The organism is Hymenobacter cellulosivorans, assembly GCF_022919135.1.
GTDB lineage: Bacteria > Bacteroidota > Bacteroidia > Cytophagales > Hymenobacteraceae > Hymenobacter > Hymenobacter cellulosivorans.
In genome coordinates this window covers 5,172,329-5,186,522 of the sequence record NZ_CP095049.1, presented here as the reverse complement: position 1 = coordinate 5,186,522, position 14,194 = coordinate 5,172,329, and the positions used below count along the sequence as shown (strand labels likewise).

General features: G+C 61.7%; 9 protein-coding genes. 2 read left to right on the top strand and 7 right to left on the bottom strand.

From position 1 onward, the window contains the following. Positions 1-65: 65 nt before the first annotated feature. Positions 66-941 (bottom strand): LysR family transcriptional regulator, encoded by an 876-nt coding sequence (locus MUN80_RS21860; protein WP_244716334.1) that lies wholly within the window; start codon positions 939-941, stop codon positions 66-68. A gap of 196 nt (positions 942-1,137) precedes the next feature. Here MUN80_RS21860 and MUN80_RS21855 point away from each other — a divergent pair, with 196 nt between their 5' ends. After that, positions 1,138-2,130, top strand: a complete 993-nt coding sequence (locus MUN80_RS21855) for a ketopantoate reductase family protein (RefSeq protein ID WP_244716332.1) — start codon at positions 1,138-1,140, stop codon at positions 2,128-2,130. A gap of 56 nt (positions 2,131-2,186) precedes the next feature. Here MUN80_RS21855 and MUN80_RS21850 read toward each other — a convergent pair whose 3' ends face one another. From MUN80_RS21850 to MUN80_RS26140, 5 genes are all read right to left on the bottom strand, one after another. Beyond that, positions 2,187-2,567, bottom strand: coding sequence for a hypothetical protein (locus tag MUN80_RS21850; protein WP_244716330.1), 381 nt, complete (start codon positions 2,565-2,567; stop codon positions 2,187-2,189). Between the two features lie 22 nt (positions 2,568-2,589). Next, positions 2,590-2,970 (bottom strand): hypothetical protein, encoded by a 381-nt coding sequence (locus MUN80_RS21845; protein ID WP_244716328.1) that lies wholly within the window; start codon positions 2,968-2,970, stop codon positions 2,590-2,592. A 22-nt stretch (positions 2,971-2,992) separates the two neighbouring features. Beyond that, a complete protein-coding gene (gene rlmD, locus MUN80_RS21840) occupies positions 2,993-4,399 on the bottom strand; it encodes a 23S rRNA (uracil(1939)-C(5))-methyltransferase RlmD (protein ID WP_262922025.1) in 1,407 nt (468 codons plus the stop codon). Between the two features lie 443 nt (positions 4,400-4,842). Beyond that, entirely contained in the window at positions 4,843-10,101 is a 5,259-nt protein-coding gene (locus MUN80_RS21835) for a PKD-like domain-containing protein (RefSeq protein ID WP_244716326.1), read from the bottom strand. A 79-nt stretch (positions 10,102-10,180) separates the two neighbouring features. Continuing rightward, positions 10,181-12,409 (bottom strand): GEVED domain-containing protein, encoded by a 2,229-nt coding sequence (locus tag MUN80_RS26140; protein WP_311136251.1) that lies wholly within the window; start codon positions 12,407-12,409, stop codon positions 10,181-10,183. A 192-nt stretch (positions 12,410-12,601) separates the two neighbouring features. Here MUN80_RS26140 and MUN80_RS21815 point away from each other — a divergent pair, with 192 nt between their 5' ends. Then, positions 12,602-13,408, top strand: a complete 807-nt coding sequence (locus MUN80_RS21815) for an SDR family oxidoreductase (RefSeq protein WP_244716324.1) — start codon at positions 12,602-12,604, stop codon at positions 13,406-13,408. A gap of 76 nt (positions 13,409-13,484) precedes the next feature. On the opposite strand, the gene MUN80_RS21810 is transcribed toward MUN80_RS21815, so the two are convergent. Next, a complete protein-coding gene (locus tag MUN80_RS21810; protein ID WP_244716322.1) occupies positions 13,485-14,060 on the bottom strand; it encodes a hypothetical protein in 576 nt (191 codons plus the stop codon). Positions 14,061-14,194 lie beyond the last annotated feature (134 nt).

The following is a 14,194-nucleotide window of genomic DNA, read 5'->3' as shown; positions in this document are numbered from 1 at the left end:
TAAAGTTACGCCAAGCGCTGCTACCGTGAATTGTGCCGGGTTGGCGGTCCTTACTAGGCCAATTGCTATTCCAGCGCCAAGGCCCGGGCCTGAGCCAGCAGGTGCCTAAGCACGGCGGAGCCGTCTGCGCGCCGCCACACCGAATACACAGCCGACTGATGAGGTAGCTCGATAAAGCGCAACCCCGGCAGCGGGCTGCTGGCGTACGACAGCGGCAGCACCGAAACGCCCAAGCCGGCCGCCACCAAGTGCAGCATCGTGGAGCCAAAGTCGGACGTGACGGTGCCCCGGGGCTGAAACCCGTACTGGTCAAACAGCTCCCGCAGCGTCCGGACGTAGGCTGAGGGGCCCGTTAGCGCCGGCAGCACGAAGAACTCCTCGCGCAGGGCGGCTAGGGACGTAAACGTTTCGGCCCGCGCCCAGTGCTGCTGGGGCACTACTAAGGCCAGCTGCTCGGCAAAAACGGGCTCCGAGACGAGGGCAGGATTGGTAGCCGGCTCGCGCCAGAAGCCCACGTCGACCTGATACGTTAGCAGCGGGTGCTCCGACTCGGTGGCGCTGACTTCGAGCAAGTCGAGCTGAACCAAGGGGTACTGTGCCGTGAAGCGGGCCAGCAGCCGCGGCAGCCACCCGTAAGCTGCCGCCCCAATATGACCAATGCGCAGACTGCCCACCTCCCCGGTGCTGACCTGCCGGGCGTGGCGGTGCACGGCGTCGAGCTCCCCGAGCAAGCGCCCCCACTCGGTGCGCAGCAGCTGCCCAGCTGCCGTGAGACGCACCTGCCGCGGGGTGCGCTCAAACAGACTGAAGCCCAGCTCTGCCTCCAGACGCTGAATATGCCGGCTCAACGCCGACTGACTAAGCTCAAGCTGCTCGGCGGTCTGCCAGAAATGCTGCTTGTCGGCCAGGAGTAAAAAGTAGCGTATCTGGTCCAGGTTCATTGATGCAAGAAACGCATCAGTCGCCGCATTATGGGCATTGGACTGCATCAATACCCGCTCTAGCTTTGTGCACTCACTCCACGGAGTGCCTTCTACCAAGTGGCTTGCCGCAGCATGCTGGTGAATGAATGGGAGTAATTACGAGCTGCTCTACTGGCTTCAAAGCCAATTTTCTTCCCCCTTTTTCAGTGTCCCTATGACCTTTCAGCAGAAAACAACCGAACTCGCCGTCGTCGGGCTCGGTGGAGTCGGCGGCTATTTTGGCTTTAAGCTGGCCCAGCATTACGCTGCCTCGGCTGCCGCTCGTGTCACGTTCGTGGCCCGGGGCGCCACCTTTGCCGCCGTGCAGGCGCGGGGCCTGATGCTGCTTTCCCCCGAGCATCCGGATGCTGTGGCCCACCCGGCGCGGGTGGTCGAAACCGTGGCCGAATTGGGCGCTGTGGATTTGCTGCTCTTGTGCGTAAAGGAGTACGACCTGGAGGCGTTGTGCCGGCAGCTGCAAACGGCCCTGCCCACCGGGGCAGTAATTCTGCCCCTGATGAATGGAGTCGACATTTATGACCGGATTCGTTGCCCCCTGCCGCAGGCTATTGTTTTGCCCGCCTGCGTGTACGTGGCTTCCCACCTGCACGACGTCGGCGTGGTAGAGCACCGCGGCAACCCGGGCCGTATCATCGTGGGCCAAGACCCCCAGCACCCCGGCCTTGACCCCCGGCCGCTGCTGCGGATTCTGACCGGGGCCGGCATCAACCTGGAGTACCAGGCCGATGCCTTCCCGGCCATCTGGATCAAGTTCTTCTTTATTGCCAGCTTTGGGCTGGTGTCGGCCCGCTACAACCGCTCGATTGGACAAGTTCTTGAAGATCCGGCCCTGCGCGCCCGGGCCCAAAGTCTGATGCTGGAAATCCAGGCCATTGCCCAGGCCAAAGGCATTGCTCTGCCCGCGGACCTCATCGAGCAAACTTTTCAAAAAGCTGCCACCTTTCCCTACCATACCCCCACTTCCCTGCAGCTAGATGTACAGTCGGGCAAGTCCCGCACGGAGTTGGAGCTGTTTGCCGGGGCCATTCTTACCTATGGAGAGTCCCTGGGGCTATCCGTGTCGGAAACCCGGCAGATATACCAGGAGATTCAGGCTTTGGACATACCTGGCCAACAGCAAGCCCAAGCAGAACAGGAGAGGCCATAAAAAAGAAGGTCATGCCAAGCCTTGCTCAACATGACCTTCTGCCACTGCAGGGGTGACTACTGCTTAATCTTCGGGTAGGGAATGAAGACGAAGTTGGTAAAGTCTTCGTCGAGCACGAAGAGGCAGCAGTACTCGTTGGGGTCTTTGTAGGTCTGCTCGAAGGCTTCGATGCCCTCCTGGCCCACGATGCCCTGCTGCACGAACAGCTCCAGGTAGGAGGCAAACACGTGCCACTCCAGGTTGGCCTCGTCGGCATTGACCAACAGGCTGCCCAGGGGAATTTCGCGCTTGGCGAAGATGAAAATCGGGTATTTCGAAATGTCCATCTTCCGCACCTGGGAAGAAGCTTCCATAATGGTGTCGGAAACCATGGCAAAATCCTTGGAGATGGTACCGAGGTATTTGCCGTTCAGTTCGGGGTCGTTGGCGTAGTCCATTGAATAAAGAGGTATGCTGGTTCTACATCCGGCCCATCAGGGCCGCAATGTGCAGGTATTCGGGGGATTCGACAAAGGCAATTCGCTCCTGTATTATCTCCTGCTCGCTTATGTCCCTTTGGCTAAGGTCCATTTTCTTTAAAGCAGCTAAGAGGGTTGCTTCAGCAGCCGAGCGAATAGCAACCTCCTGCCCATCCAGCGTGAAGCTGCCAGGGGTGTTGTTATGGGCACGCTTCTCCAGAAATACCGTCTGCCAGAAATAAATGCTGAACAGCTTCGAGCTACCGTCGCGGAGCGCAAGTGCTACAGTGCCACCATCCCCAGCAAACATTATGTTCTGCAGCACGGGCGGTTCTGTAAAGTCCAGGGCAGCCAGGGTATCAGTCGTGGTGTGTTTATTCACTTTGCTCGGGGTAACACATAGCTTACTTCAACTCTAGCAGCACCACATTTTCCACGTGGTGGGTGTGGGGGAACATGTCCACCGGCCGCACGCGGGTTACCGAATACGCCTCGTCGAGCATTTCCAGGTCCCGGGCCTGGGTGGCGGGGTTGCAGCTGACGTAGACGATGCGGGGGGCGCGCATTTCGAGCAGGCGGGCTACCACGTCGGGGTGCATGCCGGCCCGGGGCGGGTCGGTGATGACCACGTCGGGGCGGCCGTGCTTCTGGATGAACTCGGCGTTGAGCACGTCCTTCATGTCGCCGGCGTAGAACTCGGTGTTGGTTACGCCGTTGATTTCGGAGTTGATGTAGGCGTCTTTTACCGCCGACTCCACGTACTCCACGCCCACCACGTGCCGGGCCTGGCGGGCTACGAAGTTGGCAATGGTGCCGGCGCCGGTGTAGAGGTCGTACACCAGCTCGGAGCCGGTGAGCTGGGCAAACTCGCGGGTGAGCTTATACAGGTTATAGGCCCCCTCGGAGTTGGTCTGGTAGAACGACTTGGGCCCCACCCGGAAGCGCAAATCCTCCATCTGCTCGTGAATATGGGGCTCGCCCTTGTAGCAGACCACGTCCAGGTCGTGGAAGGTTTCGTTGCCCTTGTTGTTGAGCACGTAGTTGAGCGAGGTGATTTCGGGAAACTTCTCCTGCACGAAATCCAGCAGCGGGAACAGGGCCTCGTGGGCGTAGTAGCACTGCAGAATCACCATCAGGTCGCCGGTGTTGGCCGTGCGGATGATGAGGTTGCGCAGGAAGCCTTCCTGGGTTACGAGGTTGTTGAAGGGCAAGTCGTGCTCCAGGGCGTAGTTGCGGATGGCCAGCCGGATCTGGTTCGAGGGGTTGGGTTGCAGCCAGCAGTGCTGCACGTCGATGATTTTGTCGAAGCGGGCCGGGGTGTGGAAGCCCAGCACCCGCCGCTCGATCTGCTCGCCGGCCTGAATCTGCTCGTTGGTTAGCCAGCCGTTGTGGCTGAAGGTGTATTCGAGCTTGTTGCGGTAGTACTGCAGGGCCGGGGAGTGCTGAATGGGCTCCAACTCGGGCAGGGCCACCTTGCCGATGCGCTGCAGGTTGTCCTGCACCTGCTGCTGCTTGAACTTGAGCTGGGTGTCGTAGCCCAGGTGCTGCCACTTGCAGCCCCCGCAGGTGCCGAAGTGCTGGCAGAAGGGCTCCACGCGCAGGTCGGAGTACTTATGGAAGTGGGTGGGTACGGCTTCCAGGAAGCTCTTTTTGGCGCGGGTGATGCGCAAATCCACCACGTCGCCGGGGGCCACGCCCGTCACGAAGATGACTAAGTTGTTGTGCCGCACCAGGCATTTGCCCTCGGCCACCATGTCGGTGATTTCAATTTCGCGGAGCGTTTCCGCCGGGTATTTTTTCGATTTCCTCACGAGGGCAAAGGTAACCACGGATTAGGACGGATTTTGCGGATTAGTCGGATTTTGTGGACGGCCCCGGGGCGGGGCCAAATCGGGCCGCCTTCCCTAAATCGACGGGACGATTTTAAAACTGTTGGGCAAGAGTGTCGATCATCGGTCAATAGCGCGAACTGTGTAGTTCGCGTACCAGAACAACTCCTAACGGCGCGGAGCACGCGAACTACACAGTTTGCGCTACTGTCATGCCAAGCTCGGCAACGTGACATACCTATGTCACGGCTGTGACATAGGTATGTCACACCCTAAACCCCGGCATGTCATAAGCCGGACATAGTAATGTCCGGGGGCGGACATCACTATGTCCGCAGCAAGGCGTAGGCGGACCGGTGCGTGATAAACGCAAAAAAGGCCGCCCAACCGGGCAGCCTTTTGCGAAGGTGGCATAGGCTGTTGCCTTACTTGACCACCTCAAACCAGCCCTTGTACGACTTGCCGTTTTCCAGCTTAAGCAGGTAGTAGTACACGCCGGCGGGCTGCTGCTCGGCCTTCCAGTCGTTGGTGTAGCTCGTGGACTTGTACACTTCCTTACCCCAGCGGTTGAAAAAGCTCATCGAGTAGCCCGCGTACAGGCCCAGGTTGCGCACGAAGAAGGCATCGTTCACACCATCATTGTTGGGAGTAATGACGTTGTAGAATACCAGGTCGTTGGTGAAGTTGACGCAGGCATCGTTGGAGGAGGACGTCAGGGCGGCCGAGTTGTCGGCACTCACGGCCAGTACCCGGAAGCACTGGTCGAAGCCGGCCGAGCTGCTGGGGAATTCATATTCCAGCGTAGTGCCCGGTACGGTGGCTACCACTTGGGCAGCGCCGGTACCGGCGGCACGCAGCAGCTGGTATTCCTTAACCGCGAAGCCCTTGTAGGCTGTCCAGCTCACCTTCACGCGGCCTTCCTGGCGGCCGTCCTTACTGCCCTCGGTAGCGGTGGCGGTCGTGAAGATGGTGGTGTGCTCCTGACTGGCCAGCAGGGCGCCGCAGTTGTTGAGCAGTTCCACGCGGTAGTCGTAGGCCCGGGCGTCGGCGTCGGCGCTGGGGTCGGTGAAGCCGGTGGAAGTATTGGGAACCGCCGTGCTTACCGTGGTAAAGGCCCCGGCGGAGCCGGCGTCGCGCCGCAGCACCCGGATCTGGTTGGCGTTGCCCGCGTTGTTGGGCACGGCCAAGCTCAGGCTCACGGACCGGTCGCCGGGCAATACCGAAGCCGAGCGCAGGGCGATGCTCACGTTATCAGGGCGCACGGTGAGCGTCGTGCGGGGCCCTTCGCAGCCGAAGCTGCTGACTTCAGTCAGGGCGATGGTGCGGGCCTGGCTGCCAGCCGGGAAGCGGACGGTAACCGTGTTGGTGCCGTTGCCGCTCACGATGCTGCCGTCGGTTACAACCCAGTTGAAGGTCGAGCCCGGCGAATTTGGCACCGAGTACTGCTGATCGGCAAAGCCCGTGGGGCCGGGGCAGATGCTGGTGGGGCCGGTAATGGCTTTGGCTACGGGCAGCGGGTCGACAATGAACTGCTTGGTGTAAATGGGGCCGGCGCAGCCGCTGGTATTGGTTTCCTGAGCCGTGAGAGTATACGTGCCGGGCGGGCTCACAGAAATAGTTACCGTGTTGTTGGGGCTGACTACTGGTGCCCCATCCACGGTAAAGACATAGGAGGAAGTAGGCGCCCCCGGCAGCGTGAAGGTGCCGCTCAAACAGAAACGGTCGGGGCCGGCAATAGCCAGGTTGGCGGCGGGCGAAGGCAGAATGGTCACGCTTAGAGCCTGGCTCTGACCGAAGCAGGTGATGGGGCCGCCCTGGGGGTTGCTGGTTTCTGTTACTGTGATAGTGCCGGTACCCGGACCGTTCCACTGCACCTGCACCGTGCCGGGGCCGGTGCTGATCTGGGTGCCCCCGGTAATCTGCCAGGCGTAGATAGAGCCCGTGGTAGGAGCCACCGAGTAGGTGTACGGGCCGTCAGCTAAGCACACGCTGGTGGGGCCCTGGGGCGTTTCAGTATCCAGGCGCTGATTGATAACCACCGGGAAGGTCACCGGGTCGGAGTCGCACTGAAACTGGTTGCGGGCAAAGGCCCGCACGCTGGCATTGGCGTTGGCCGCGCCCCAGTTGACGGTAATGCTGGCCGTCCCGTCGCCGCTGGTGATAGTGCCGCCCACCACGGTCCAGCGGTACTCGGTGCTGCGTGGGTTCTGGATGCTATACACCACGCCCTGAATGGTAGGGCAGACGGAGGCCGCGCCCCGGATGTTGTCGATGAGCGGGCGGGGATTAACGGTTACCACTACCTGGTCGGTCTGGGTGCAGCCGGCCGCCGTCGTAGCCGTGACGGTGTAGGTCAGGGTAATCGGGCTCTGGGTTGTATTGACGGCCGTCAGCTCGGGGCGGGCCGCTGCGGCATTGCTCAGGCCGGTAGCCGGGGCCCACTGGTAGGTATAGCCCGCCAGCGCCGGGGTGCCCAGCGTTACTTTCTGCCCGTCGCAGCGTGCGGCATCAGCACCGGCATTGGCCACGGCGGCCGGATTCAGAGTCACAACTACTATGTCGGTAGCGGTGCAGCCCTGGGCCGTGGTAGCGGTGAGGGTATAGGTCAGCTGCTGGGCCGTAGTACCAGTGTTGGGGAGTTGAAATGTGGGCTGGGCGGCGGTAGCGCTGCTTAGCCCGGTAGCCGGGTTCCACTGGTAGGTATAGCCCGTCAAGGCCGCCGAGCCCAGCGTCTTGGCCTCGCCCGAGCAAGCGGCCACGTCGGCACCGGCGTTGGCCACGGCTGCCGGGTTTACCGTCACCGTTACGGTTTTGGTATCGGTACAACCCTGGTTGGTGGTCACGCGCAGGGTGTAGGTCGTGGTAATAGGAGCCGAAGTCGTGTTGGTCAGCGTGACAGTGGGCGCCACGGCCGAGGTGCTACTCAGGCCGGTGGCCGGGCTCCACAGATACGTGCTGCCAGCGACGGCGCTGGCCGCATTGCCGAGTATTGCCGAGCCGCCCGAGCAGAAGGTTTTGTTGGTACCGGCGTCAGCTACGGCCGCCGGGTTCAGCGTTACCACTACCACATCGGTGGCCGTGCAGCCTTCGGCCGTGGTAGCGGTGAGCGTATAGGTCAGCTGCTGGGCCGTGGTGCCGGGGTTGGGGAGTTGGAATGTAGGCTGGGCGGCGGTAGTGGTGCTTAGGCCGGTAGCCGGGCTCCACTGGTAAGTATAGCCCGTCAAGGCCGCCGAGCCCAGCGTCTTGGCCTCGCCCGAGCAAGCGGCCACGTCGGCGCCGGCGTTGGCCACGGCCGCCGGGTTTACCGTCACATCCACAAAAGCCGAGGTTGAGCACAGCTGATTGGTCGTAACCGTCAGGGTGTAGCGTATAGTCTGCGGTGCAGTTCCGGTGTTGGTTAGCGTAACCGTGGGCGACAAAGAAGTTGGGTTGTCCAGCCCGGTAACCGGACTCCACTGGTAGGTCCGGCCCGACAAACCGTCGGCCGCGGACCCAAGCACCGCCGAGCCGCCCGAGCAGATGGTTTTGTTGGTGCCCGCATTGGCCACGGCCGCCGGATTCAAGGTCACGACTACCACGTCGGTAGCGGTGCAGCCCTGGGCCGTAGTGGCGGTGAGGGTATAGGTCAGCTGCTGGGCCGTAGTACCAGTGTTGGGGAGTTGAAATGTGGGCTGGGCGGCGGTAGCGCTGCTTAGCCCGGTAGCCGGGCTCCACTGGTAGGTATAGCCCGTCAAGGCCGCCGAGCCCAGCGTCTTGGCCTCGCCCGAGCAAGCGGCCACGTCGGCGCCGGCGTTGGCCACCGCCGCTGGGTTTACCGTCACCGTTACCTGCCGCGCGGTGGTACACACGCCGTCGGTGCTGGTCACGGTGTAGGTCGTGGTTTGGGTGGGCGCCACGGTGATGGTAGGCCCGGTAGCGGACTGGTTGCCGCCGGTCCAGGTATAGGAAGAGGCGCCGCTGGCCGTTAGCGTAGTCGAGGAGCCCGGGCAGATAGCGGCGCTGGTGGGCGTCACGGCCAGGGCGCTGCCCGGCCGGATGTCGACTTGCCGGAACACCGAGTCGGTGGCGCAGCCCAGGGCCGAAACGCCTTGCAGGGTAATCCGGCCGGCGCCGGTGGTATTCCAGCGCACCTGCACCGAGCGGCCGGAGTTGGAACCCTGAATAGCGCCGCCCCGCACTTTCCACAGGTAGGAAGCCGGCGTGGGCCCCGAAGCGGTATAGGTACTGGCCTGGCCTTGGTCACAAATGGTGATGTCGCCCTCAATGCCGGTAGGGCCGGCGGCGCGGTTTACCCGAATCTGAAAAACGTCGGCCACGCTTTTGGCTCCGCAGGCCTGGTCGGTGGCCGTCACCACCACGTCGTAGAGCGTACTCCGGCTGTTGCCGCAGCGGGAGTTGAAGCTGAACAGGCCGCTGACGCTGCCGCCGTTGCCCGTCACCGTCGCGCTGCCGGTAGGGTTACCCGGTTGCACTACGCCCTGGTTCCCGTTAAAGCTAGCGTCGAAGGCCCCGGCGCCGTCCAGCAGCACGCTGTTTACTTTCAGGTTGATGGGGTTGCCATCGGGGTCGGTGGCGGCCAGGGTAAAGTTCAGGGTTTCGCCTTCCTCAATGGTAAAGACCTTGTTGGCCAGCGTGGCCGCCGTAAACTGCGGGGCCTGGTTGGGTTGGCAGGTTCGGGAAACCAGCTGGATTTCGCGCCTGGTAGAGCCAATCAACACCTCGTTGCCGTTGATTCGGCGGAATTCCTTGACTTCGACGGCCACCACGAAACGGCCCTGCTGGGCAGTGGCGTAGCGGCTCAGGCCGTTGCTGGCGTTGAGAAAGGCGTAATTGCCCGCCCCAGGTCCAAACGGCGCCGTGGCCGAATAGCCCGAAATGTAGGTCACGCTGGGTGGTGGAGGGGTAAAAGTGGTAGTAGGTGGCCCGCCGATGGCACCCGTAATGTTGTAGGGCGTGCTAAAGCTGTAAATGAGCCGGTCCCCATCCAGGTCTACCGCGTTGTTGACCACAATGCTGGTGTCTCCCTGGCAGATAACCACCACGGCCGTATCCGAGAAAGTCGGCGAGTTGTTGGGCAGCAGCGCGGGCGCCATGTCCACGTAAATGGTCTGGTTCTGGTTGTCGGGCTGCAGCAGGTTGTTGATGGAGCGGTTGCGCGTGCCATCAGTATACACCACGTAGTAGCCGCTGGCGGACGTGGGCAGTTCCACAATGGCTTCGTAGCGGCACAGGCGCACGGGCGGCGGCGGGCCGCCGGGCAGGGTGCAGCCCCCGGGTAGGGGAGGGGTAATGGAGGGGTTTGAGATGCGCGGCAGCCGGAACGAGCCCTGGGGCTGGTTATCGACCTGGGCGGGCCGGCCGGCGCAGGTCACCTGGTTGCAGTTGAAGCCCTGCGCGGCCTGCCCGCTGTTGATGCGGCTGCTGTTCTGCTTGTTATAGATGTTGACGAAGATATTGCAACGCCCGTCCGGCACGTTGGAAAGGTCCGTCGAGTTGGTACACTCCCAGTTGATATAGAGCAGCACCGTAATCCGGTAGCGGAAGGGCGTGGCCGCCGAGCCATTGGCATCCAGATATTTATAATTCATTTCCCCGCCCACCAGGTGGGATGCCGCCGCCGGGGCCGCGGCCAGCCCGACCAGAAAAAGCAGTAGTAGGAAGCTGCGTAGTAAAGTTGTTCGCATATAGAAGGTGTGGGAAAAGAGAGTAGCCCGCTACTGGGTAGCAGGCTACTAGAGAGTAGGACGGGCAGAAAAAAACTCGTTATTGGCGCTCCACGCGCCGCACGGCCGTGTGGCCCGCCGCGTCGGTCAGGCGGATCAGGTACAGCCCCCGGGGCAGCGCCGTCAGGTCCAGATTTGTATCGGCGGCCGGGTGCAGGCGCAGGGTGGCAGTCAGCAGCTGGGCTCCTAGCACGTTATGCACCGTGGCTTCGTAGGTGCCCGCCGCCGCCGCATCGGCCAGGCGTAGGTGCACGAGCCCGCTGGGCGTCGGGTTCGGAAAAATGCTGAGCGAAGGCAGCTGCCGGGCCTCAGCCGTGCTGCTGACCAAGTCGATGCGCACCGAGTAGTCCTCGGTTTCGGAATTCATCTGGTTGGTTACGCAGGGCTGGGCCTGGTTGCCGTTGGCCCGGGTCTGGATCCGCATGCGGGTAAAGCCCAGCACGCTGGCCGTATTCGGAATCGTAAACACCGCCGACGAATTCTGGGGCGAGCTACCATTGACCAACAACTCGTTGGTGTCGAATATACCGTTGCGGTTCAGATCCAGCCACATGGAGGTCGTCCGCTGGAAGTTGATGTTCGTCGTGGTGGCCAGCGTGTAGGTCTGGCCCTGGCGCAGTCCGATAGTCTGGTTAATGTAGTTGCCGTACCCCCCGGCATCGGCCCCGGAAGGGTTGCTGAAGGCCACGCCCGTACCGGTCACGGCCACGCTGGTCAGCCAAACGTTGTTGTTCAGGCCCGTCGACGCGCAGTAGGTCAGGCACGGTACCGATACGGTCAGGTAATTCGTGCGCGTCACGGTGTTCTGGCCATAAGCATTGGTAGCCCGCAGCGTCACGGTGTAGGTGCCCGAAGTGGAATACTGGTGCGAAGGGTTTTGGGCAGTGCTGGTGGTGTTGTCGCCGAAGTTCCACAGCCAGGAGGTAGGGGCATTCTGGCTTTGATCCGTAAACTGCACCGGGTTCACGCAGGTGCCCGGCACATAGGTAGAGGTGAAATTGGCCACTGGCGGGGTGGTATTCGCCAAAACCGTCACGGTGTAGTCCTCGGCCTGGCCCAACTGGGGCTCGGCGCAGGGGCCGGCGGGGGCCCCTACGTAATCCGAAATCACGCGCAGGCGCAGCGGCTGGCCTTTCACGGCCGAGGCGGGAATGGTTATGCTGCCGCTGGGATTGGTGCGGTTCAGGGCCTGGTAAAGCAGCTCGGTGGCGCTAAAGCTACCGTCGTTGTTCAAATCCAGCCATACACGGGTGTCCTGGGGGTTGCTCGGGCCGGTCGTCACGCTCAGGGCGTAGGCATTGCCCTCGGTAAGCTGCACCCGGCTGCCGCAGGTGAAATCCTCATAGCCGGCCTCGCCGTTGGCGGAAGCCTTGCTCAGTGTGCCCAGCGTAAAGCGGGTGATGCCGTAGCCGCAGCAATAGGCCGAGGTGTTGGGCGTGCAGCTGGCCGCTACCGGCACAGCCGCATCGTACACGATATAGTTGGAACGGGTCCGCACGTTGGAGCCGGCCGCGTTGGTCACAGTCAGCGTCACGGTGTAGGTGCCGGCCGTGGCGTAGCAGTGTCGCGGGCTCTGGACGGTGCTGGTGGTGTTGTCGCCGAAGTTCCACAGCCAGGAAGAAGGCGAGTTCTGGCTCTGGTCGGTAAACTGCACGCAGCCCGAGCAGGTCAGGGTTTGGTCGGCCACAAATTCGGCTACCGGCGGGGCGCTGTTGGCCCCGGCCGTTACGGCGTAGTCCTCGGTCTGCGAGTAGAGCGGGGTCGAGCAGGGCTCGGGTAGAGGAGAGTTACTATAATCGGCCGCTACCCGCATGCGCAGGCGGGTGTTGAGCGTGGTGCCCACGGGCAGGCGCACGGTGCCGGTATGCACTTTCTTAGCGTCGGAGCTGAACACGAGTTCGGTAGTACCGTTCAGCGTGCCATCGTTGTTGAGGTCAATCCAGACCCGCACGTTCTCGTCGGTGCCGTTATTGGTCCGAATGCTGATGGGGTAGTTGGTACCCACGGTCAGAGCCGCATTTTGGGAGCAGGCATAATCTCGGTATCCATCCTGCACACCCGTGGAGTTGTTGTTGATACTGCCCAGCGTTACGTTCAGAATTCCCATTCCAAACGAGTAGCTGCTGCTCGGGGCCGCACCCGGCGTGCAGGCGGAGGCCGCCGCCGGGCACTGCGCTTGGGCACTAGTGCCGGGCAACAGCAACGCTGCCAGCACTACATATCCCCCAAAAAACGGCGTCCAGCGCCCCAACCGTAGAAGTCTCGTCATATAGTCCACCAGGAATGAAAGCGGATTCCCGTTCCTAAATGTAACGACTAAATCCAATTTTGGAAATAGCTGATGTCGAGCTTATAAGGCACAAGCAGCCGGTAAAAAACTCCGGTAAACCCTACAAAAAGCCGTAGTTTTGGCCCACGCCGGCCGCTGAGTTGCGGCGGCAATCATCCAATTTATAGCGTTATGAAAGGAAAAGTGGTGCTCATTACGGGTGCTACCTCGGGCATCGGCCGGTCCTGCGCCCTGGTATTTGGCCAGGCCGGAGCCCAGGTCGTCATCACGGGCCGCGACGAAGTCCGTCTGGCCGCCACCCGCCAGGAGCTTCAACAGCAGGGCATTGCCTGCCATGCTGTGCGCGCCGACGTGGGCGTGGAGGCCGATTCAGCCCGGGCCGTAGCCGAAACCATCACCGCATTCGGGCGCCTCGACGTGCTGATCAACAACGCCGGTATTTCCATGCGGGCCATGTTCCAGGATGCCGACCTGGGCGTGATTGAGCGGCTAATGCAAACCAACTTTTTCGGGACGGTATACACCACCAAGTTTGCCTTGCCTCATATTCTGGCCACCAAAGGCTCCATTGTGGGTATTTCCAGCATTGCCGGCTACCGCGGCCTGCCGGGTCGCACCGGCTACTCGGCTTCCAAATTTGCCATGCATGGCTTTCTGGAGGCCCTGCGCACCGAGTTGCTGCCCCAGGGGGTACACGTACTGGTTGCTTGCCCGGGCTTCACGGCGTCTAACATCCGGCAGACCGCCCTAGCCGCCGACGGCTCGGCTCAGGGCGAATCGCCGCGCGACGAAGGCAAAATGATGACCAGTGAGGAAGTGGCCCACCACCTGCTGCGCGCTGTGCAGCAGCGCCGCCGCGACCTGGTGCTTACCGCCCAGGGTAAGTTGACGGTCTTCCTCAACAAGTGGCTGCCAGGGTTGGCCGATCGGCTGGTGCTCAATCACTTTCGTAAAGAAGAAGGCTCGCCGGTGAAATAAGCCGATAGAGTAATTTTACAAAAAAGCCCTGCTTCTACTGTAGAGGCAGGGCTTTTTTGTGCCAATGCAGTACAGCTTAGTCAACCAACAGCAGGTCGTTGCGACGAATGTAGGCGTCGCGGTTACGCCACTCTACCCGGTACCAGATATCCTGTTGGTCGCGTACTAGTAGCCGGTCGCCAGCTCGGGCCGTGGTCAGCCACGCCGCTCCGGCGCTGGGTCCGCTCATCAGAGCGGAGTGGGGACGGGCTACCAGTCCCACCGTGCTGGGCCGCAGGAAGTTCAGGTAAAAGCCTACGCCCAGCACGTATAGCCCATAACTCAGCCACAAGGACCGGCTAGCCCGGTGACGCACCAGTAGAAACACGCCCACTAGTACTGCACCAATCAGCAGGGCCTGCAAAACCGTATAGTAATAGCGACGAAAAGTAATTAATAGCTTGGTTTTCCAAGTGTCCGGGTAGCCAGCCAGGCGGTAGCTTTGCGCCAGTTCCGTCATTTTGCGCCACGTAGCATACGTCGGCTTGCGGCGATGGGCCAAGCTCAGGTAATACAGCGCCGCCGGATAATGCCCCAGCCCTTCCTGAATGTAGGCCATGCGCAGCAGTACCCGGGGCGAGGTCAGCCCGCGCCGCAACTCCTGACGATACAATGGGTAAGCGGCCTCATACTGCGCCCGCGCAAATAAGGAGTCTGCCTTGGCTACGTTCGGACTAGTAGTCTGACTGCGAGCTTCTTGAGCTCCAAGTAGCGTAGCGAATAAAAAAAATAGGACGTTTTTGAGCA